Origin of the sequence: Pantoea sp. AS-PWVM4, from assembly GCF_000468095.1 — a bacterium.
GTDB classification, from domain to species: Bacteria; Pseudomonadota; Gammaproteobacteria; order Enterobacterales; family Enterobacteriaceae; genus Pantoea; species Pantoea phytobeneficialis.
Map to the genome: position 1 here is coordinate 197,030 of NZ_ASZC01000007.1, position 19,851 is coordinate 216,880.

The following is a 19,851-nucleotide window of genomic DNA, read 5'->3' on the forward strand; positions in this document are numbered from 1 at the left end:
TGGAACGACAATCAACGTCAACCTGATTATAAGAAGCTTCTCGACTTCATGGCGATCTAATCCGGTCAAATTTATCCCCGAAGCCGTCATTATGGACAGGATTGGTTATCTGATGTGCATCATCTTGGCTTGTGGTTACTATGGACTTTCCGGAAGTACGATTCAAACAAAACTAAAGTTTATTAAAGTTGTCTTTAATAAAATCCACAGCCATTAAAATCATTTTTAGTACATTGTCAGTTATTAAAGGCAGGGATATATCGTTTCGCTTCCAGGAACAGAGTACCTTCAGCAGTCAGCGTGACTCTGCGTTTGCTGCGATGAAACAGGCACTGGACCAACATCGACTGTTGCGCGTGATTTTTGTCATCGATGCAGTGCGCAAAAAAATCTCCCTGTAATAAGTGAAATAGGATTAATCACATAGGTTTCAACCGACAAACAATAGCCGAAACCGATATTTTATTGCCATAGATTCTGAACCATCTATTCATATTGAAAAACGATGTCGATCTTTTTTTCGGCAACATTGACGGTTATTTCACATTTGGACCAAATCGCAGTCCCATCAGGCATACCGCTTTCGACAGAATGCTGCTGAAGTTCGCGTAGCGCTTCGGATAAGTCGGTAACAGCCAGATGATCAGGCTCGAACCAGTCCGGCTCGCCACTGTCATCCAGATAATCAAATTCGAACTCCCCTGCTCCAGTTGCAGAAAACAGTTTGGCTTTGACAAACAACTCGCTGGCATTCGCGGGTCCACAGCTATAAATAATCTGTCCGATCCTCTGATAAAGAAGTTCGTCTTGCATTGCTTCTCCTCGATGAATACTTTTCTTATACAGTATCATGATGTTGCGATCTTCCATCACACATAATTTCCGAAAGTCACTCTGGCTACTGGGATCCTTTGGATCTGATTTTTGCTCCAGTGAATCCTGTCAGAACAATGCCAGACTGAAGTTACATTTCGTATTCTTCAACGTGAGATGATTTCAAGAGTTAAAGATAAGATTACGTTTTTTCACATAACCTGCACAACCTATGTCTAAAGAGAAAATTTAAGAGAAGGTGTTACCTCATCTCTTAACAAAATGGGTAAGAGAATTGAAAATATAATAGCTTCATCATGAAAATTCCCTTCACTGGAAAGATCAGTATGTATATACTCAATTTAAAGCAGTATTTGAGGTCATGCAGATAACGACCTTCTTACATTCAAAACCAGATTTTGGAGATGTCCATGAACGAATCACTGAAAGCGATAAATAACATTCGTACACTCCGTGCACAGGCACGAGATCTGGCTCTGGCTGATCTTGAAGAAATGCTTGAGAAATTAAGCGTAGTCGTTGCAGAACGCCGTGAAGAAAGTCATGCCGAAGAAGCCGCCGTTCGTGAGAAAGCTGAGAAACTCGCTAAATATCGTGAGCTGTTGCTGGAAGACGGTATTGATCCTACTGAACTGCTGGGTGCTTTGCAGAGTGCAGGAAAACCTCGCGCAAAACGCGCACCTCGTCCGGCCAAGTACAAATATACCGATGAAGATGGCCAGGAAAAGAACTGGACCGGCCAGGGCCGCACGCCTGCTGTGATTAAAGCGGCAATCGACAGCGGTAAATCTCTGGATGACTTCCTCATCTAAATAGCCTGTCGATGTGATGTGGGCGAAGAGCCCACATCATTGCATTTCTTTTTTGCCGTCTATTCAATCAAGACCTATCACTGTTGCATCACATCAACAAGTTTCTAATCCTATTTCTCTGGCCCTGCATCCGGGTTAATAACGAACTACACCACTGAGTGCGAATTGTTGAGCAAGACATGCGCAGTACGATTAATTTTGCATAAGTAAGCACACTGTATACTTTATTCGAAGCTTTATGTTAGTTTCGTCATGAGTACCGCCACCCAAGAGTGAGACAATGCATCTGATTATGGTCACCACCACATCCACCACTACCACCGCAACCTGCGGCGGCGTGAGTGTTTCTGTGGCGAATCCCTAGCAGACAGAATCTCAAACCCCGCCGCTCTGGACGGGGATAAAAACTCCGTTCATCGCCGGTTTGAATGGAGACACTTCATGAAAAATGCATTACTGATTATTGATATGCAACAGGGACTGTTTCATGGTCCACACATTCCCTATGCTGCCAGCTCAGTTTTATCCAATATCAGACTTCTGATCAAAAAAGCCAGAGCGTCAGGTACTCCGTTGTTTTTTGCCCGCCACACTGGCCCGGATGGATCACCTTTTAGTGAGCAGAGTCCCCTGACGCAACTGATACCTGAACTTAACGTCAATGTTGAACAGGACAGCGTATTTATCAAAAAATATCCTAACTGTTTCCGTGATACGGTACTGCTTCAACAGCTTAAGCTAAGCAATATTGATCAACTGGTCATTGCCGGAATGAAAACAGAGATTTGTGTGGATACCACCTGTCGTGCAGCATTTGATGCCGGGTTTAAAGTGGTGCTGGTTTCAGATGCACATACCACGATCGATAATCCGGCCCTGACGGCGGATAATATTATTCGCCATCATAACCAGACTCTGGCGGGCCCCTTTGTTAGTCTGGTCAGCACAGAGGAATGGGTGGCATAAAACTGAGTCAAATAACTGTGCTTAATAATGCAATGAATCATTTTTTTCCTGAACAGGGTGTGATGCCGGTAACGGCCGTATCGGCAGACTTCATAAATGGACATGTTATTCCTGCGCACAGTCATGACCTCGCTCAACTGCTGTATGCGATTGAAGGGGTCTTGGTCATTGAGACCAGTGCAGGGCGCTGGGTCGTCCCGCCCAGCAGAGGTGTTTGGTTAAAAGCAGGTATCAGCCACACGGTGCGTATGCGTGGTGCGGCCAGGATGCGCAGTATTTTTGTGCTGCCCGATGCGATACCGGGACTTCCCGACGAGGACTGCGTTATTGAAGTGTCTCCGTTACTGAGAGAGTTGATTTTGGCGGCGACCAGAGTCGAAGGAGATTACCTGCCAGATAGCCGTGACGCACGTCTGATGCGGTTTATCCTTGATGAGTTGTGCACATTACCGGTTTTACCCTTCAACCTTCCCTGGCCGCAGGATTCCCGCATTTTACGAGTTTGCCAGTTGCTCTCTGCGGAACCCTCTGATGCCAGAACCGCTGACGACTGGGCTGACCTGCTGTCGATGACAGTCAAAACTTTCCATCGTCAGTTCCACAAACAAACCGGCGTGACATTTGGCCGCTGGCGGCAGCAGGCCAGACTGCTGCTGTCGCTGGAATCTCTGGCGCAGGGCCAGCCGGTCTTACAGGTGGCGTTACAGCATGGCTATGAGAGCCAGAGTGCTTTTGCGGCGGCTTTCAAACGTCAATTTGGCATGCCGCCTTCGGCTTTTTATTCTTAATCGTTGCTTTTTCGCAGTACCAGCCCGGTGATGACGCAAAGCAACATGGCGATCCCCGCGAGATAAAAAGCGTCGCTGTACGCCATCAGTAACGCATTCCGTTGTATCTCCTGGTTGATCAGTGCCATCACCTGCATACGTAATCGGGTTAAACCCTCTCCATAGAGCGCCGTAGCGTAACTGATGTGCTGGTGAGACAACCGATTCACCATCGCGACCATGTTTTCCTGGGTGCCCTGAGAAAAATCCGTGACAGTGTCACCGAGTCGTGCAGCATGAAACCTGGCGCGCTCCACCACTATCTGACTCGAGAGCGCGATCCCTACCGCGCCGCCAACATTTCTTACCATGGAGAACAGACCCGAGGCAGATCCAACCTGTTCTTTTTCCAGCCCCTGAATCGCCATCACCCCTAACGCGACGACGACCAGCGACTGGCCGATGCCGCGTACTACCAGCGAGGGCACAATCACATTGGCCGCCGAATCTGGATTAAGATGGATGTTCATCAGGCATCCCAGAGCCGTGATGAGAAATCCGACGATGATGATGGTTCGCGCACTGGTCCAGCGCATCAAATGCGGTGTGGCGAAAGACATAATGAACTGAATGATGCCATAGGGGATCATCATGATACCGATCTGGCTGGCGTTATATCCCTGTACCTCGGCGAAGTAGTTCGGCACCAAAAAGACCACGCCAAATACCACGGCGCCAAAGCAGAACTGCATCAGGCTGGCGATGCCAAAATTGTAACGTCCCAACAGACGAAGGTTGATAAAAGGTGTTTTACTCCTGAGTTCAACCCAGACAAACCCCAGCAATCCGATCACAGCCAGCAGCGTACAGTTAATGATATAGGCAGAAGAAAACCAGTCGTTACGCTCGCCCTCTTCCAGCATGATCTGGAGTGCGGACAACCCCAGCGCCATCGTGATAATGCCCCACCAGTCTCCCTGCCGTAACTTTTCCAGCATCAGTGGCTGGGGTTTAACCGACCAGCCAATCGCCGCCAGCAACAACAGACCCGGTGGCACCTGCAAATAGAAAATCCACCGCCAGGAATAGACGTCTGTCAGCCAGCCTCCCAGTGACGGCCCGGCAGCCTGAGCAACATTGTTGGCAACGGCGAACAGGGCCATGCCCAGCGCATGTTTTCTGGCAGGCAACTCACTGACAATAAGTTGAAAAGAGAGCGGGATCAGAACGCCACCGAAGGCACCCTGTAACGCGCGGGAGGCGATCATGGTCTGTATATTCGGTGCCATTGAGCAGAGGACCGAAAAGATCACAAAGCCCGTGGTCCCGGTCATCAGGACTCTGCGCATCGAAAAAATTGATACCAGCCAACCTGTGACAGGGATGATGATGATTTCCGCGACCAGATAAGCCGTGGTGATCCATGACCCCTCTTCAAATGACGCACCCAGTGAGCCGCGTATATCTGGCAATGAAGCATTAGTCACATGCACATTCATCCCCGCCATAAAACAGCCCACTACGCTGCCCAGCACGGCTACCCAGGTACGAAGCGAAATGGAGTTTGTGGGTTCTATGGTCAGTTGCTTAGTCATGATGGGTGTCCACGGTCACCAAAACGGACATCCCGGGACGAATCACATCTTCTCCGTTCTGTCCTTCTGAGAGCCGAATCTTCACCGGCATACGCTGGACAATTTTGGTGAAGTTCCCCGTCGCGTTATCTGGCGGCAACAGCGCGAACTGTGCGCCAGAAGCTGGTGCGAAGCTGTCCACCGTTCCACGAAAGCGCCTGCCACCATAGGCATCAACGCTGATTTCCGCAGGCTGACCAATGTGCATGTGATCAAGCTGGGTTTCCTTGAAGTTGGCAATCACATAGACATTGTCAGGCACCACCGCGAGTAAAGGTGCCCCTGTTTCAACATATTGCCCGGTTCTGATGGATCGCTGTCCGATGGTGCCGGTAATCGGACTGATGATATTAGTACTGGCTAAATCAATCCGCGCCAGATTCAGTTGCGCCTGAGCCTGGCGCAACGCCGCATCAGCATTGTCCTGCTCGGCTACGGCTGCCTGCCGCTCACTCGCCAGCACCCCGCTCTCCTGTCGGGTGATTGATAATGCAGCCTGTGCCTGCACAACTGAGGCAACCATTTTTTTCATCTGGGCGTTAGCGGATTCCAGCAGTTGTTCACTGCTGACATGCTGACTGACCAGCCGCTGCTGTCGCTGCGCTTCCTGCACGGCACGGGCGGATTCAGCCATTGCTGCATGGACGGTTGCCATCGCTTCATCAACGCGATTTTTCTGCTGCGCCTGACGTACATCCAGATTGAAAATCTGCGCCTGCCGGAGACGCTTTTGCGCCTCTGCTGACTTCACGACCGCTTCCGCCTGACTGACCTTCGCCTGATATTCATTATCGTCAATGCGGGCCAGCACCTGTCCTGCGCTGACACGCTGATTATCCTGAACCTCTACGATCGCGAGATAACCACTGACCCGTGGTGCAAGCGTCACAATATCGGCCCGCACATAGGCATCATCGGTATCGGTCATCCAGCGGGCGGTTGTCCACCAGTAAATTCCCCATGTCAGTGCGATGATCAGCAGAAATATGGCGATCATCAGAGTACGGGGGCGGGGTTTTGCATAGCGATGAGTAAAGGCCTGCTTTTCAGCAACCTGCGGATTCTTGGTCATTGTTTTATTTCTCTGTTATCGACAAGGGAGATCTGAGATGGAACAGGCCTACGCTGCGGCTCGGGTAAGGGTATGGACGGAGCCTGCTGCCAGCCGCCCCCGAGCGATTTAAACAGCGCGATCTGTGTATTGATCAGTTGGGTGTCGGCGCTGGCTAACTGGTGCTGAATAGCGATGTCAGTGCGTTGTGCATCCAGCAACTCCAGCGCGGTCGCTGCGCCCTCTTTTCTGGCAATGGACGCAAGTTTTAACGCATGCTGACTGCCAGCCGCCGCCTTTTTTAACGCGGCATTCTGTTGTAATGCCGCGTTATAATTCGTCATACCTTGCTGTACATCTTTCAGTGCACCAAGAATGATGGCATCGAAATGTGCCAGAGCAGACTGCTCATGGGCATTCGCCTGAGCAAGACGTGCGCGTTGCTCACTCACATTCGGGAATGACCAGGAAATAAGTGGACCGAGACTCCATACGGTCGCTCCGCTTTTATCCCACCCATCTGGCTGATGGGCTGAGCTGAACACGCTGCCGCCAATCGATATTTGGGGGTAGAAGTCGGCAGTAGCGACGCCGATGCGAGCCGTTGCCGCAATCAACGCCTGCTGAGCCTTCAGGACATCCGGGCGTCGGCTTAGCATTGTCATCCCCTCACTATGAGGAACCGCAATGCTTGTCAGCGAGGGCGTTGACTGACACTGCATTGCCGCCTGAGGTGGGTTGTCAGGCAATTGCCCCATTAATACGGCAAGCTCAGCAAGGGCATTGTGGCGCGCAGCCTGTAAGGGAGGAAGCTCAGCTGCTGCCAGTTCAACCTGGTTCTGAGCACGTATCACATCCAGCTCAACACCTGCACCGGACTGATACAATTGGCTGGCGAGTTGCTGGCCCTGTGTTGCCAGCAGCAAAGAACGCTGGGCGATACCGATCCGCTGGGCGTAACTACAGGCACTGAGCCAGGCTCGGGTGGTTTCGGCTGCAACCAGCACGCGCGCGCCCTCCTCTTCTGCCATCACCGCCAGCGCATCGGCGTTGGCTGCATAGCGCATCGAACGGAGGCGACCAAAAAAATCGATTTCCCACTGCACATCGATACCAACGCCATAACGTGCACCGGTACGGATATGATCGGATTGATCCAGAGCGGCTTCTAACTGGTCATTTGCAGTACTGCCGTATCCGGCCTGAGTATTCAGGGATGTCGTGGGAAGACGCGCTGCATCCGTTTCATCCACCACAGCTTTTGCTGCCCGGAGATTTGCAGCGGCCATACGCAGATCGCGATTATTAGTCAGCGCCTGTTCAACCGCGTGATTCAGATCCGCATCGTGATAGAGGGTCCACCACTTATCAGGGATGGACGCGCTTTGCCCGTCGAGTTTCACGGGTAAAGTGGTTATGGGGGGCTGTTCAGGCCCTGATGTACAACCTGCTAACAGCAGCGGGAATAAGGCAACATAACATCCAGCGGATTTGTTCATTGGGCAAACTCGTTAATGAGAATGCGTCCAGGTTACTAAATTGCTGGGTGTCTTTATGTCGCGTGCTGGACTATCTTTATCGCGAAATGGACATTCGGGCATAGCGAAGGCAGCGCGACAGGAAACTTTCTTGCCCTACCTTTGGTTGAACAACCAGCGAAGTGTAGGGTTGGGGTGGTCAGATTGGTCTGAACCCGGTCATCTGTGCTTAGGTTCAACATGAAATACTTCAAATACTTATTATGTTAAATAAATGATTCAGCTTTGCACTAGAAACGCACTTCTCATCTTGGGCCTTGTGTGAATTTTCTCTCAGAAACGATTTTATATTTTATGCAGTCAATTTACCCTCTAACAAATTACACAGGATTTCTTGCAACAAATGCAGCAATTCCCTGGATCATCATTTTAACTTGATCTCCATGGGCAGCATGATTCCGAATATCCCTGATAGAAAGTAATTTCTTTAGACTCAGTTGCACCATAAACACCATGAGAGCAAAGTTCCTGTTCTAAGGTGGACGCTTTTTTCATTGATTCCTCACCACCATCTTTGAAAATGGAAACAGCTATTCCATTTGCCAGGCATAAACTTTTCAAATTGCTTTTTCAGCGTCATCCAGTCGCTGTTTCTCAGACGGGTCAGGGGGGCTATCTGCTCGACCAGCAAAATATCATTACGATGACTGTCCATCTGTAAGCGGCCCAACTCTGGGCGCCCAAGTAATCGCAAAGCAGTCACACTCTAATTACAACATACATATTTTCAAGTGACTAAGATCCAGCCCTTTAGGCTGGCAGAATGCTCTTCAAGGGGGTTCATACGGTCTCATGTCAGATGTTTGCACGGTTTTAGGGGGAGTGGGGCACTATGGTCGCAGAAGTGTTCCGACTATTAACTATGCTATATATGTTTGTTGTAACTAAATACGCATTCTTCTCTGGACTTATCATGTGATTCAACCAATGGTTTCTTCCCACTATTTTGCCGTTATCATTTAATAGTGGGTGTGTTGATCATTTTTTTGGTCACTGCACTGTTCTTCAGGCAGATAACCATCGAATGCATCACCACCCTGCTCTACTGGATTTGGAGTCTGGCGGATTTCTCATTTTCCCATTCCCATGCCGCCTGGCGGATTGACCTGCTGGCAGACACACATAACAACGCTGAAACGGTCAGCTGGTCTGTATTCCTCTCCGTCATGAATCACACAGCCGGCATTCTGCTGGTCGCCCTGATTCCGCTTGTGATAACGGGTGTTGTGTCCGTCAAGTGCCATCAGGCAAGCCGCACCCGCCGCGATATATCCATTCACTCACTTCCCCGCATCATGGCGTCGTTTTCACCCGCGATCGTTCCGGCGTTGATTTATGGTGATAAAAAAACTCAGTTACTGAATGTCGACCCGAAATAACATCGTAGTGCACAGACGCCAGATGAGTTTGCTATTGAGCACAGTCTGGTGGTGAACCATCAACTGCGCAGGGAACTGGCGGAGTAGATGTTTATCGCCCAACTTGGCGAACCTCGTATTCATACCCCTTCACGCGACCCCTGTCCCGGAAGCCTGTTGCCCGATTTTGACCAGTTCAGAGATCATGAAAAATCCATGTTCGCGATATTCGGGCTGCAACACTTCCTGGGTAAACGCAAAGAGGCCAAGCAACTGCTTGATCAACTCAACCGTTCAACCCTGAAAGTTGATCGTCATTACCGTAATAAAATCGGTTACCCCAACCTGTCTCTGGCTAACCAGGCATTTCACCAAGTTGCCACTTCTCAAGCCGCACAGGCATGGGTCGGGCAGTATAGCTATGTCCGAACCGCGATCGCCGCGCTGCACGATAACGACCTATAGAGTAACTACGTTCGACACTTTTCACGGAAAAATCATATAAAACTCAGCAAGGCTTGACCAAAAAACAAACAAGCTCTCTCTGCATTCAACGTTCTCACATGGAGAGCTATGTTTAAATTAGTTATTCATTTTTTCTATATCCATTCTGGTAAGATTTTTCAATAGTCATGAACTGTAATAATTACCTTTCCACACAATCCTGATTAAAATATATTATCGAGTTTTATTCCTTTACGAATACGTCACTTTTCCGATGATGAACTTGGAAGTATTCGTTACTGTGTGACGCGAATACTTCCTTCATTTCAATATCTACGTGCGTTATCTCGTAAAAGGAAAAGTCTGTAGGGATGTTTCTAAGTTTATCCTGAATACAGTTCACATCCAATTCGAGCTGTTTGCGTCGATTTGGCAGTTGTTTAAGCTTTTCCTTGATAGCGCTCATCTGCTCATCAAGTACTTCACGTTTGGTACAGGTTCGCTCGAATGCTGCTAAAGAGTCCTTCACTGCCGAAGTTATCATGTCAGGCACCATCTCGGGTTTGTCATTTGATTCAGTCGTGAGACTTTCTTCTGCAAGAGGCTTGTATTGTTCAGCAATAGCGTTGAGCCTGTTTTTAACGCAATCACTGAATCTGGAGTGATAAATCCTCTGTGAAGAGGGTGAGCTAATTTGAGTGCAGGCATGATCATGAAAACGGCTGTTTCGATTGGGCGGCGAATTCAGTTCATTGCTTTCAACTTCAGGATCTGAACTCTCAGGATATTTGAAGTCGTCGTGGTAATCCTCTGATGCGGGTGTCATAATTGGGCTGCTGCTTTGACTTTCATAACCTGGATCACGGCAATCGTTGAGGCGGTCCATCTCAGCAAGTGCCTCGTTTATTACTTTAAGTCTATCTTCATCAGAGGAAAAAGATAACTGTCTCAACATGTCGCATGCTATGGCTTTTAATGGTGAAACTGGTATGTGCATCTCTTTGATAGTATGTTTCAGGTTTATGGTACAGTGATCCATCGTGGACAGAGAACGTTTTAATATTTTTGACCGACGTTCGGTAGATACAATCGATAGTTCCTGCACAAGACTTCTGGAAACTGTATTTATTTTCTCGCGTTCTGAGTTTCGTGGCTGACTGTAACAAATCGATTTTAACGTATCTTTTGAGTTAGTAAACGAAGAAAAATTTCTTTCCCCTCCCCCTTCACTCTTAAATTTATGCATCGCTAGTACTGAGGTTGCAGAAACATGAGTTGGTTGCACTTTAATATCCTTATCTGTACCTACATGCTGTAGTTGTTTAAATGAATCCGATTGAAAAACAGTTCGGAACGGACTAAGCGAATCTTTAATATTGCAGTTTGATGTAACTCTCCCGAAATAATTTCATCTCGCTAAAAAATCCTCGGTTTAAGGGAAATGAAGTGCCAAGCCATTAATGCTGTTTGCTTCCTGAATCCCGGATAACAACCACATCACACACTGCCACATTCACATTGGCCGGCACTATTCAGTGCTTCACGCGCTGTCGATATACACTTCAGCGGAGTAAGCACAGCAGCAAGGCCAGTGTAATAGCATAGAAGAAAAATACATCATGGATTGTCGTTATAGCAAATCGTTGGTTGGCCGTAACACTCTTCCCCTAATAATCAGGAAATCAGTCTGATACGGGAACCACTTTATATCTGATTTTCATACAATCACAGGCAGCATGAAAAAGCTGCCACAGTGACTCAGATGCAGAAGAACGCAATGCGAATCCAGTACAACCTCACTCAGAAGTAAAGGTGAAGCCCTCTGCCACCAATCGAAGGATAAAATCTGAGAAAAAATACTGCTGCGCCACCATCTTCTCTAAGCAGAGCCTTAAGGGAGATTTCGCTGTAGCCCTAATCACTTTGCGAGCATGATGTTAAGGCACTGTCATCCTGGTCACTCCAAACTATAGGGCAGATTTGTCTACGGGCTCGGGGTCACTCCATAAAATTCCGCAGGGTGAGATCGCATTGATAGCTTTGCCGGTCATGGCCATCATCTTCAGTCCCGCAGGATGATAACAAACATAACAGATAATAATATGCCCTGAACCATACATAACTGGTTCTTTTTGACTTTTTTGGTTCAGGGCGTGCTGATTAATTGTTAATGTGCGAGGCTACGCTTTTAGCAACTTGTACTGCCACATCATCCCATGCACTCTCAAGGATGCCTGTTGCAGAGGTCCCACCAATAGTGGGATCTTTCTTATACGAAGAGAATTGCTGGGTCCAGGTCTTACCATTCAGGTTAAATGATGCATTCAACGTAACTTTACCAACATCTATGGCCGGAGTGATATTGAACATACCTGCCGAGTACTCAAATCCAGAATGAGCCTCAAGTATGGTAATCGTCAGGTTCTTACCATTTGGAGCCAGGTCGGCATAGGTAGAAATTGCCTCTTCAATGCGTGATGACAGAGCAACACCCGTTGGTACTCGAGTACGAGAACCACCACCAACAAAGCCATCTGAACCCTGAATATCAATTCGTTGCGGGAAGTCAGCTGGGTTCCATGTGATAGAAAGTCTGGGTTTCTCTCCCTGAATCTGTACCGATTTCATATCGGTGATTGATGAATATGCGAGACGATTATTGAATGGCAGACTTATTGCACACCCCGAGAGCCCAACAGCCATAAAAACAATAACAGCAGAGCTTAAAAGCTTTTTCATCTTCAGTTCCTTGAGTGATAAATTGTTATAGAGTTATTTTTTAATATTCAGAGAGAGGTTAATTGCAGCCAAATCGATTGCAGTTCTTTGAAAAGTAATTTCCGTTTGCATCCCTGCCATGAACCGAATAGTTACCATTGCCGTAACTGGTTGTCGTACTATTCCAGGTGTTGCCATTAGCAGCAGTGCCGTGAGTTACCGTTTGATTACCGTATGAAGTACTACTTTGGCTCCAGTTATTGCCCGTACTCAGATTGCTACCCTGAACATTGGTTGTATTGCCAAAACGCTGTACGTGGTAAGTATTGCCAGAGTTATCATTGCAGGTCTGATATGCGTCAGAGCCAAAACACGCAGCCCATGAGGCGATAGGGAAAAACAGCAAAGCCAACGAGATCCTTTTCATTGAAAATACCTGTGTAAATATTTTGAAAATTCATCTTACGCTGATTGCATTTTCACTTCACTACTAAAATTTGGAGCCCACCCCGAAATCATTAAGCTTTCTTTATGGATTGGAAAGGCGGTAATATATGCGTTATTCTCTCTCTTAATGAGAGATGACTCAGGAAGTGTCAATAATGCGCTAGCGCTATATCGCATCAACATTCTTCAGGAACCTCTGATGATTCTAAAGATGCACCTATAGTTTATGGCAACATAAAATGAGAGGCATTTTTCGAATTCATTAATTTTTGATATTCATTTTAGAGGTGCCAGGTGGATGATGTTGTTATCTACCCGCAAAGATTGATATTTTCCTGAACAACATGATGCAATAACAGGGAGGTTTGATGAATACACTATCGCAAAACAAGTGGAGTTCAGCGGGCATGATTCTAGGCGCTGTAGCCCTGATGCTCAGCGCTTTTCACTTTACAGTTGGCCCTTTCACCTCACCAACGCAGACACTTGAACACATTGTTGCTGACAAAGTCTCTGCCGTTAAAACGGGCATTATTGCCGGTCTGAAAGGCGAAGCCCCCCCTGTTACTGACAGAAGATCCACGCCTGATATCGATGCCCTTCTCGACAATGCCGGAATTGGAATGGCAATCATTGCGCTGCTCTGTGCTTTTATCGGTGGTATTCGTAAAGAGAGCGCATGGAGTGTCAGTGGTGCCATGCTGTTTGGTGGCAGTACGCTAGCGTTCTACGCCTTCCTACTATATGTCGGGCTTATCTGTACGGTGCTGCTGATATTCCTGGTCGTTTCCTGGTTCGCTGGTCCACCGGTTTAGCGAGCATATTCTTCGAAACTAAAGCGAATATCCTCAGCGGTCAGCCCCGATTGCTGACGGAAGCCAGACATCGACAACGAATCAATGGCGCTTCCGCGCATGAATGAATCAGGCAAGGTATTTCCTTATCAGTCTGAAAGTCAAAGAGGATGTCTGTTACTGCAAATCACCCACCTTGCCGGGCGCGGTCACCCTGCATCCGATATTTTTAACACCATTTTTCCCGACCTCACCGTAAACCGCATTGCCATCACGTAAAATCTGAATGGCACCACCGTCCCCGCCGCCAGAAGGATGGGGGAAAGAAAGATAAATGCTCCCGCCTTTGCCTGGCTGGATTGAGAGGATCTCATAGGCGTGCTTTTCAGGGGTTAACTGGTCAAATGTCGCAACCGTACCCTCATCAACATACGTCACCGCCGTTACCTTAAGATACCCGGTAAAGGATTCAATTTTTCCACTTCCTTTACAGTTAATCCCGACAGTCTCAGAAATCCGTTTACCCGTTTTCTCTGCGGTCTTAATGTGTTTAATAAAGAAAGGTTAAGCCGCTGCCCCGGCACATCATTCACGCACATTGAATGGGAACTGCATAACAATCAGTATGAAATTTACGCAACGGGAGACTGTCATTTTACACGGAGCCGCTTATTCCTTTGCCGGGTGCCTACTGAACGCCAGTCACGCACGCTGACCAGCAATTTCCGGGAATGGCTGCCGCGCATAAACAGGATATTAAGGAAGGAAAAGAAAAAATATAGCTGATTCCAGACTCCCTATACTGTTCACCGAGACCTGGTGTATCCGGCAGTAATTTCGGATGATCCAGCACCCCGGCAATATCTGAGAAATCCACACCCTGCCTGTCAGCCACCGCCGGCAGGCAGCATGACAGCGACGCGCAGCAATATCCTCAATTTACGGTTGCAGGAACATATTTAAGAAGCGTAGAACTGTCAGTGTTTGATTTACTGACACAAACAGGGAGTGTTATGACAAACAAAGCCATTTACATGATTCATCGCCCCAGTCCTATGTTAGGTCGTTCGCCTCTACAGGGAGGTTTTTTCCCCTACAAACTTCCCGAAAAGTATATCGCAGCCCTTCAGAATGAACTTGACAGGTTAGACCCTGGATGGACAGTTTTCGCTGACGACACCGAGTCAGATATTAATTTACTGGCAGAACGAAATCCCACCCTTCTCGTTTGCGCTCCCGGTCTTCGGTATCAGTTTTACCATCAGGGATTCGACGAAGATAAAATCATCTGGTTGAGCGTACTGGAGTATGCGTCTGCTGATCCTGAATCCGTTATCAAGAAACTGAGACAACTTGCCTGTTACGGTTCATAACTGCACGGATACAAAGCTCCTCGCTCATAGCAGATCGTATCTGTATTCAGCCTTTATGTTAGCTTGCAGATTAAGAGGTATCTTTTTGTCGGGTTGTCCACATTCCGGGTGCATAGCCTCCCGTGAACCGGCAGGGCTGTAGAGTGATGGTTAATTATTGACCGGCACTATCGCAGATACTTCTGTATCAGCGCTGCCCCGTGATGAAGATGACGTGCCGTCACGCAGATGCAACTCACATCCAGAGCCAGTTTTTGTTGGCGATGGTCAAACTTGACTAACTAAATTTATGGTATAGCAAATGAGAAAAAAGCCGCCTTGCGGCGACCCTCTCGGCACGTCCCTGTGCGACCATCCGTTATTTGTACAGTTCTGCGGTCATGTGAACACGGTTATTGGTGTTCGCTTCGGTGATTTTGTACTGTGCACCCTGCTGTGCGGCCTGTGCAGCGATTTTCGCTTCTGCACCATCCAGGGTAGAAGCGGAAGCAGTGATGCTCTGCGCAAAGCTACCGAAAGAAACCAGTGACAGGGCGGCAACTGCAACGAAAGTTTTGATAGATTTCATGGTCATTTCCTCAGAAGTTTATTTAATCGGTGAGGCGTTGTGCCTCAATGTGAGAAAGAATAGACCTGTCGGCGGGGGAGTAAAAGCTGAGGGATTTGCTGAAAAAATTCAAAAAAATTGAATATATGTTTATCGGTAAACTGTTTCACCGTACTACCGCAATTCGCCTGACACGCCGGGTAACGACAGTCATGTCGTGCCGGTATGCAGTTGCGGCAATCATGGCATCATTTGCCGAACGCTGCTGGCACAGTGTATGGCCGTTTCCTTATCAAAAGCCAGTACGCGCCCGGTAAACTCACGCAACACCATTTGTGTAAACCACTGGCGAAGCATCGCCCCCTGGAACGTATCTTTCCTGAGGCCCGGAGAATACTTTGTTCAATCTCCATAATGGTGATCGCGGATATAAACATATCGCCCGCCTCAACCTTATCTGTCGAGTTTGAGACATGTTGATCTATCCTGGGTGTTCTTACCTTACGAAGTTCCGATATAACGCTAGTATCGAGCAAATGTCTCATGAAAAATCCACGTCCCTGAATCCGATATTCGCACGTTCTGGTTCAAATTCGATGTCAGCCACGCCAGGCATAACCAACGCGTCCTGGATATTACGGCGTGTGCCCGTTAGTGTTTTGTACTCTTCGAAAGTCAGCAGAACATGAAAGGGCCAGTTGACTGGCCCAACATTGATGCATGAGGAATATATAAAAGGCAGTATAAAACCAGAGGGATAACCTCTTATGACTCTGAAGGAAAAATAAAATAAGCTATCTGTTGATTTCAGCTGATTTTCCACCACGTATTACTACTTCTCCGTCAATTGGCTCTCCAGTGGTCGTAAAGATATCCGTCAGGAATTTTGCTTTCGTCGAAAGATAACGGAATGTCTGGTCATCTCCGTTATACTGTAGTTTTGCAGCCAGTAAGGAGCCCTGATAAATATAAGCTATTTTCCCCGGGGGACATTCATAGCTAATAGTCTCAGTTGTTTGCTTCGTATATTCCTCAGTAAAACTTAGACTGAAACCGACCTCAAAGCTCCCTTTAGCAAATACGATGCCCGCTTCAAAAGATGCTGTCGCAGACATTTCCTGCGTTGAGCTGAAAGTAAATCCTGTCATAACCGATTTAGCGTAACTGGAGGTAACGTCAGACTTTGTATTATTCAGGCTGCAAACAGTCTGGAGATCAGGACTGTAAAGTACGATGACATCCGCGCCATCTTCATCTTCATCAATAGGTAGGGATTGTTCATAGGTGTCTCTATTCGCAGGTGGTAGCTTAGTAAAGATAGTCACCACTTTATCCTTAACAGGAATTTCCTCCTCGATAGTCTCACCAGGTAACTCTTTTCCATTAACGAGATAATTATAATAATCCATGAAAATCATAGAATCGAATACAACTGCCCGCATGGTGATATTTAATGTCGTGTCATACTGGCTCGCCTTTTTCTTCTCCTTATAATCCTTAATAAAGAGTGTCCACTCGATGGCCAGAACGCCTATAGCATTGGCTTCTCCACTCTCTTCATCATAGCCATCAACGAGAAAAATGATTCGCCGCTGCTCTTTTTCATAGTCTGGGAGATTGCTGTCTTTCATCGGTGAGATAGCATTACTTAAAACGGATTTAATGGCATCTTTATCCAGCCCTTCAACCAGAATGGATGAGGCGTTTGTACCAACCTCTACAAACATCGACTTTACGGACTCAATCGATCCATATCGTTCTTGATAGGTTGATTTACCTTCGACACCATTAAATTTGTTTTTACCATCACCAAATTTCTCCTTTAACTTAGCGAAGTTATTCTTAGATATAATGGTTTCCAGTTCAATGCTATAGCCACTTCCTGACATGGTGGGTTCAAAATTACCTACACTTGAGTTCGTATATCTTTCAGTATACACATCCTCTAATGCAACCTCCCCTTCTTCTGCCTGCCTGAGAATTGTATATGCCTTACATTTCCCAGACTCAGGTAGCTTATCTGAAACCTCACTGATATAAGCAGGTAGTCTTTCCTTGTCCGCAAACTTACATGTCATCCCGATATTATCGAGCATTGATTTTAAGCCATCTGGTGTCACCGGGGTTGGTGTCGCAGCCTTAAGTGAAATTTTTATCTTTTTAACGGGGATAGCTTTTTGGCTTGTAGTTTCAGATTTGGCAGTCGCTTCAGACATAAATACTCTCCTAAGATTCAATTAAAAATCATAAGTATTATTCAGGAACTTTAGAGACTATCAGGTGATACCAGATTAATCTGGATGCGCGTTATTAGATTGTCAAGATTGCTTAATGATAAATTTAAAATGTGACTGATGAAAAAATAAAATTAAGAAACCAGAAAGTCTATTTAAATGATCTTGTTCAATGGCTTATAAATACAATTTCCAGATATCATTTTAATAATACCAAAAAATTTCAAAAGCGATTGTTAACAGTTCCATTCGTTTGCTTTCAGACATCATTTCTCTCATTACATACCTCTGAGTGGAGTGCAACATGATAAGTAAAGTGACTAACAATCAACGTGATAAAGATACCCCTTCTGATGTTGTGATTAAGCTTGAAACCCGACAACCAGACTCGGACCCTACGCTCGGGATCGCCGTTTCGCTAGCCAGTGTTGATGGCATCAGCATGAATAAGCTCGTGACGATTGAAGACTCAATCACCCATGGTTTTCAAAGTGGAGCAATTTCTAATACCCGAATCAGCTGGCCGAAAATTGTCGCTTATGAAGTAGGCTGTGACGCTGACTTTCATTTTCCCCTATACGATGGCTACGGCGGGCTGCCATTGAATATTGAATATCTGCTGCGTTCACTTGAACAAAAATATGGATCCGAAACTAACTGGTGGGAGATACCTCTGGCAGCGTTTGAGCTTCGGCATCAGATGTCCGAAATTGAAGATTACCGGGAGCGCGGCCCAGGATCACATGTGCCAGCAACCACCGGGATCATGCCTAAGGATGCGAAAAAGGCCGCCTCGTGGCGACCCTCTCGGCACTTCCCTGTGCGACCATCCGTTATTTATACAGTTCTGCGGTCATGTGAACACGGTTATTGGTGTTCGCTTCGGTGATTTTATACTGTGCACCCTGCTGTGCGGCCTGTGCAGCGATTTTGGCTTCTGCGCCATCCAGGGTGGAAGCGGAAGCAGTGATGCTCTGCGCAAAGCTGCCGAAAGAAATCAGTGACAGGGCCGCAACTGCAACGAAAGTTTTGATAGATTTCATGGTCATTCCCTCAGAAGTTTGTTTAATCGGTGAGGCGTTGTGCCTCGATGTGAGAGAGAATAGACCTGTCGACGGGTGAGTAAAAGCTGAGGGATTTGCTGAAAGAACTCAAAAAAATTGAATGAATGTTAACCAGCAAACTGCTTCATCGATCCAACACAACGCGTATGACACGTCGGTATTACTTCCCTGTCAGATGAGGTCAATGAAGCCATACTGCATTTACGTCAAAAAAGATGCCTGATATACCTCAGAAGAAAAACTCCGGATGCGTAAAGCGGGCCTGAAATGAGGGATATGCAGACCGCTTTTCGGGATGAAATCCCTGCTTTTTTCCACAGCGCAAACCACATGGCCATGCCCCACAGCACGGAAAAGCATACCGCGCTAAAGACGAATTCAATCACATAATGCTTCATAACACCTCCCTGATTTTATCTGTTGTTCCTGTCGGATGTTGACCACTTTCTAAAAGTCTCAGCCTGGTTCACCCAGCAAACGATGTCTGTAATATTTGCGGGCAACGTGAATGAGAATTTGACTATAAACAAAGCCGCCAATCGCTCCCATGACGATAACTCCGGGGAAACCCAATAATTTTGCGCCCGCGCCGGATAACAGTGCACAAAGTAGCAGCCCGACCCATGTTTCCCAGTGCCGAAAGGTTGAGGTATAGATATCGTTCCAGCGTTTGCCACACTCTTTTGAAGAAAGTTGTGATAGCTCGGGGATGCTTCTGAGTGACCAGTAGATTTTCATGCTGATGTCCTTATTGCGATGAATACAAACAGGAGAACATAAAAACGGGGCTTATAAAAGGCTTACACACTGTTGCGGTAACACCTGACATCGGACCAGCGGTCCTTATTGGCGATAAAATTAATGCCAATTGAGCACGTTGCTAACCCTGTGCAACCTTGACATCAGAATATTCATCTGGAAAACAGCGCAATCCAGCCTCACATGTCATGTTAATGCGTAAAGAAAGTGTAAGGTGTGGGAAAGTGTATAATTTAGTTGTATTGAAATATATTGTTTCATACCTACTCGTGCAGCCTATACAATACTAATCATATCAGGTTGATTTCACTGACCTCTGAAGGAAATTAAGCATGAATCGTGTCTTGAAATACTTTCCTTTTTAAGTTAAATACAAAAAAAATCCCTATCGGCAACGATGAAAATTAAAGATGCTTTTGCATCTGTTTCGACGAATATTCCCGATTGGCATTGAGGTTTTCCAACCTCTGGCTACGCAATTCTTTTTGGGATATTGGGTTAGGACTGTTCC

General features: G+C 46.8%; 20 protein-coding genes and 1 pseudogene. 8 read left to right on the forward strand and 13 right to left on the reverse strand.

Features of this window, described 5'->3' with window-relative positions; translation table 11 throughout:
• Nucleotides 1–486: 486 nt before the first annotated feature.
• A complete protein-coding gene (locus L579_RS09330; protein WP_021184005.1) occupies nucleotides 487–813 on the reverse strand; it encodes a hypothetical protein in 327 nt (108 codons plus the stop codon).
• Between the two features lie 431 nt (nucleotides 814–1,244).
• On the opposite strand from L579_RS09330, the gene L579_RS09335 reads away from it, so the two are divergent.
• The 3 genes from L579_RS09335 to L579_RS09345 all read left to right on the forward strand — a co-directional run bounded on the left by L579_RS09335 (nucleotide 1,245) and on the right by L579_RS09345 (nucleotide 3,400).
• A complete protein-coding gene (locus tag L579_RS09335; RefSeq protein ID WP_021184006.1) occupies nucleotides 1,245–1,646 on the forward strand; it encodes an H-NS family histone-like protein in 402 nt (133 codons plus the stop codon).
• A gap of 441 nt (nucleotides 1,647–2,087) precedes the next feature.
• Complete coding sequence (locus L579_RS09340; RefSeq protein ID WP_021184007.1) at nucleotides 2,088–2,612, forward strand: cysteine hydrolase family protein; 525 nt, start codon at nucleotides 2,088–2,090, stop codon at nucleotides 2,610–2,612.
• Nucleotides 2,600–3,400, forward strand: a complete 801-nt coding sequence (locus tag L579_RS09345) for an AraC family transcriptional regulator (protein ID WP_235056578.1) — start codon at nucleotides 2,600–2,602, stop codon at nucleotides 3,398–3,400. The genes L579_RS09340 and L579_RS09345 overlap by 13 nt, the downstream gene beginning before the upstream one ends.
• Here the strand turns inward: L579_RS09345 and L579_RS09350 are convergent.
• The 4 genes and pseudogenes from L579_RS09350 to L579_RS23250 form a co-directional block, all read right to left on the reverse strand.
• Nucleotides 3,397–4,974 carry a DHA2 family efflux MFS transporter permease subunit gene (locus L579_RS09350; protein ID WP_021184009.1) on the reverse strand — a complete coding sequence of 526 codons (1,578 nt, stop codon included), beginning with the start codon at nucleotides 4,972–4,974 and terminating at the stop codon, nucleotides 3,397–3,399. The genes L579_RS09345 and L579_RS09350 overlap by 4 nt on opposite strands.
• The gene (locus L579_RS09355) at nucleotides 4,967–6,085 is read right to left on the reverse strand and encodes an HlyD family secretion protein (RefSeq protein ID WP_021184010.1); all 1,119 of its coding nucleotides are present in this window, start codon (nucleotides 6,083–6,085) and stop codon (nucleotides 4,967–4,969) included. Before L579_RS09355 ends, L579_RS09350 begins: the two co-directional genes overlap by 8 nt.
• Nucleotides 6,082–7,563 carry a TolC family protein gene (locus tag L579_RS09360; protein WP_051337959.1) on the reverse strand — a complete coding sequence of 494 codons (1,482 nt, stop codon included), beginning with the start codon at nucleotides 7,561–7,563 and terminating at the stop codon, nucleotides 6,082–6,084. The genes L579_RS09355 and L579_RS09360 overlap by 4 nt, the downstream gene beginning before the upstream one ends.
• Before the next feature lie 592 nt (nucleotides 7,564–8,155).
• A pseudogene (locus L579_RS23250) lies at nucleotides 8,156–8,287 on the reverse strand (resolvase); the annotation flags it as partial.
• 301 nt (nucleotides 8,288–8,588) lie between these two features.
• Here L579_RS23250 and L579_RS24015 point away from each other — a divergent pair.
• Nucleotides 8,589–8,981: a hypothetical protein gene (locus L579_RS24015; protein ID WP_200864663.1), complete on the forward strand. Its 393-nt coding sequence runs from the start codon at nucleotides 8,589–8,591 to the stop codon at nucleotides 8,979–8,981.
• A gap of 87 nt (nucleotides 8,982–9,068) precedes the next feature.
• On the forward strand, nucleotides 9,069–9,425 hold the full coding sequence (locus L579_RS24020) for a secretion/conjugation apparatus DotM-related subunit (RefSeq protein WP_021184014.1): 357 nt from the start codon (nucleotides 9,069–9,071) through the stop codon (nucleotides 9,423–9,425).
• 223 nt (nucleotides 9,426–9,648) lie between these two features.
• Here the strand turns inward: L579_RS24020 and L579_RS09370 are convergent, their stop codons facing one another.
• Both L579_RS09370 and L579_RS09375 read right to left on the reverse strand, forming a co-directional pair.
• A complete protein-coding gene (locus L579_RS09370; protein ID WP_021184015.1) occupies nucleotides 9,649–10,689 on the reverse strand; it encodes a hypothetical protein in 1,041 nt (346 codons plus the stop codon).
• A gap of 875 nt (nucleotides 10,690–11,564) precedes the next feature.
• Nucleotides 11,565–12,143, reverse strand: a complete 579-nt coding sequence (locus L579_RS09375; RefSeq protein ID WP_036626121.1) for a hypothetical protein — start codon at nucleotides 12,141–12,143, stop codon at nucleotides 11,565–11,567.
• Between the two features lie 794 nt (nucleotides 12,144–12,937).
• Between L579_RS09375 and L579_RS09380 the strand changes: the two genes are divergently transcribed.
• Nucleotides 12,938–13,384 (forward strand): hypothetical protein, encoded by a 447-nt coding sequence (locus L579_RS09380; protein ID WP_036626124.1) that lies wholly within the window; start codon nucleotides 12,938–12,940, stop codon nucleotides 13,382–13,384.
• Nucleotides 13,385–13,540: 156 nt separating this feature from the next.
• Here the strand turns inward: L579_RS09380 and L579_RS09385 are convergent, their stop codons facing one another.
• A complete protein-coding gene (locus L579_RS09385; RefSeq protein ID WP_021184018.1) occupies nucleotides 13,541–13,801 on the reverse strand; it encodes a hypothetical protein in 261 nt (86 codons plus the stop codon).
• A 575-nt stretch (nucleotides 13,802–14,376) separates the two neighbouring features.
• Here L579_RS09385 and L579_RS09390 point away from each other — a divergent pair.
• A complete protein-coding gene (locus L579_RS09390) occupies nucleotides 14,377–14,736 on the forward strand; it encodes a hypothetical protein (RefSeq protein ID WP_036626129.1) in 360 nt (119 codons plus the stop codon).
• A gap of 358 nt (nucleotides 14,737–15,094) precedes the next feature.
• Here L579_RS09390 and L579_RS09395 read toward each other — a convergent pair whose 3' ends face one another.
• The gene (locus L579_RS09395; protein WP_013512484.1) at nucleotides 15,095–15,304 is read right to left on the reverse strand and encodes a YdgH/BhsA/McbA-like domain containing protein; all 210 of its coding nucleotides are present in this window, start codon (nucleotides 15,302–15,304) and stop codon (nucleotides 15,095–15,097) included.
• A gap of 773 nt (nucleotides 15,305–16,077) precedes the next feature.
• On the reverse strand, nucleotides 16,078–17,499 hold the full coding sequence (locus L579_RS09405) for a hypothetical protein (RefSeq protein WP_021184020.1): 1,422 nt from the start codon (nucleotides 17,497–17,499) through the stop codon (nucleotides 16,078–16,080).
• 322 nt (nucleotides 17,500–17,821) lie between these two features.
• Here L579_RS09405 and L579_RS23775 point away from each other — a divergent pair, with 322 nt between their 5' ends.
• Complete coding sequence (locus L579_RS23775) at nucleotides 17,822–18,406, forward strand: hypothetical protein (protein ID WP_152521880.1); 585 nt, start codon at nucleotides 17,822–17,824, stop codon at nucleotides 18,404–18,406.
• Here L579_RS23775 and L579_RS09410 read toward each other — a convergent pair.
• From L579_RS09410 to L579_RS23275, 3 genes are all read right to left on the reverse strand, one after another.
• Nucleotides 18,351–18,560 carry a YdgH/BhsA/McbA-like domain containing protein gene (locus L579_RS09410; protein WP_013512655.1) on the reverse strand — a complete coding sequence of 70 codons (210 nt, stop codon included), beginning with the start codon at nucleotides 18,558–18,560 and terminating at the stop codon, nucleotides 18,351–18,353. The two genes, L579_RS23775 and L579_RS09410, sit on opposite strands and share 56 nt — an antisense overlap.
• 227 nt (nucleotides 18,561–18,787) lie before the next feature.
• Entirely contained in the window at nucleotides 18,788–18,979 is a 192-nt protein-coding gene (locus L579_RS09415) for a DUF6404 family protein (RefSeq protein ID WP_036626135.1), read from the reverse strand.
• 58 nt (nucleotides 18,980–19,037) lie between these two features.
• Nucleotides 19,038–19,319 carry a hypothetical protein gene (locus L579_RS23275; protein WP_071783572.1) on the reverse strand — a complete coding sequence of 94 codons (282 nt, stop codon included), beginning with the start codon at nucleotides 19,317–19,319 and terminating at the stop codon, nucleotides 19,038–19,040.
• Nucleotides 19,320–19,851: the final 532 nt, after the last annotated feature.

Excerpts from the sequence above, each read along its gene's own strand:
- L579_RS09330 (WP_021184005.1), bottom strand. The coding sequence starts at position 813 with ATGCAAGACGAACTTCTTTATCAGAGGATCGGACAGATTATTTATAGC.
- L579_RS09335 (WP_021184006.1), top strand. The coding sequence starts at position 1,245 with ATGAACGAATCACTGAAAGCGATAAATAACATTCGTACACTCCGTGCA.
- L579_RS09340 (WP_021184007.1), top strand. The coding sequence starts at position 2,088 with ATGAAAAATGCATTACTGATTATTGATATGCAACAGGGACTGTTTCAT.
- L579_RS09345 (WP_235056578.1), top strand. The coding sequence starts at position 2,600 with ATGGGTGGCATAAAACTGAGTCAAATAACTGTGCTTAATAATGCAATG.
- L579_RS09350 (WP_021184009.1), bottom strand. The coding sequence starts at position 4,974 with ATGACTAAGCAACTGACCATAGAACCCACAAACTCCATTTCGCTTCGT.
- L579_RS09355 (WP_021184010.1), bottom strand. The coding sequence starts at position 6,085 with ATGACCAAGAATCCGCAGGTTGCTGAAAAGCAGGCCTTTACTCATCGC.
- L579_RS09360 (WP_051337959.1), bottom strand. The coding sequence starts at position 7,563 with ATGAACAAATCCGCTGGATGTTATGTTGCCTTATTCCCGCTGCTGTTA.
- L579_RS24020 (WP_021184014.1), top strand. The coding sequence starts at position 9,069 with ATGTTTATCGCCCAACTTGGCGAACCTCGTATTCATACCCCTTCACGC.
- L579_RS09375 (WP_036626121.1), bottom strand. The coding sequence starts at position 12,143 with ATGAAAAAGCTTTTAAGCTCTGCTGTTATTGTTTTTATGGCTGTTGGG.
- L579_RS09380 (WP_036626124.1), top strand. The coding sequence starts at position 12,938 with ATGAATACACTATCGCAAAACAAGTGGAGTTCAGCGGGCATGATTCTA.
- L579_RS09390 (WP_036626129.1), top strand. The coding sequence starts at position 14,377 with ATGACAAACAAAGCCATTTACATGATTCATCGCCCCAGTCCTATGTTA.
- L579_RS09395 (WP_013512484.1), bottom strand. The coding sequence starts at position 15,304 with ATGAAATCTATCAAAACTTTCGTTGCAGTTGCCGCCCTGTCACTGGTT.
- L579_RS09405 (WP_021184020.1), bottom strand. The coding sequence starts at position 17,499 with ATGTCTGAAGCGACTGCCAAATCTGAAACTACAAGCCAAAAAGCTATC.
- L579_RS23775 (WP_152521880.1), top strand. The coding sequence starts at position 17,822 with ATGATAAGTAAAGTGACTAACAATCAACGTGATAAAGATACCCCTTCT.
- L579_RS09410 (WP_013512655.1), bottom strand. The coding sequence starts at position 18,560 with ATGAAATCTATCAAAACTTTCGTTGCAGTTGCGGCCCTGTCACTGATT.
- L579_RS09415 (WP_036626135.1), bottom strand. The coding sequence starts at position 18,979 with ATGAAGCATTATGTGATTGAATTCGTCTTTAGCGCGGTATGCTTTTCC.
- L579_RS23275 (WP_071783572.1), bottom strand. The coding sequence starts at position 19,319 with ATGAAAATCTACTGGTCACTCAGAAGCATCCCCGAGCTATCACAACTT.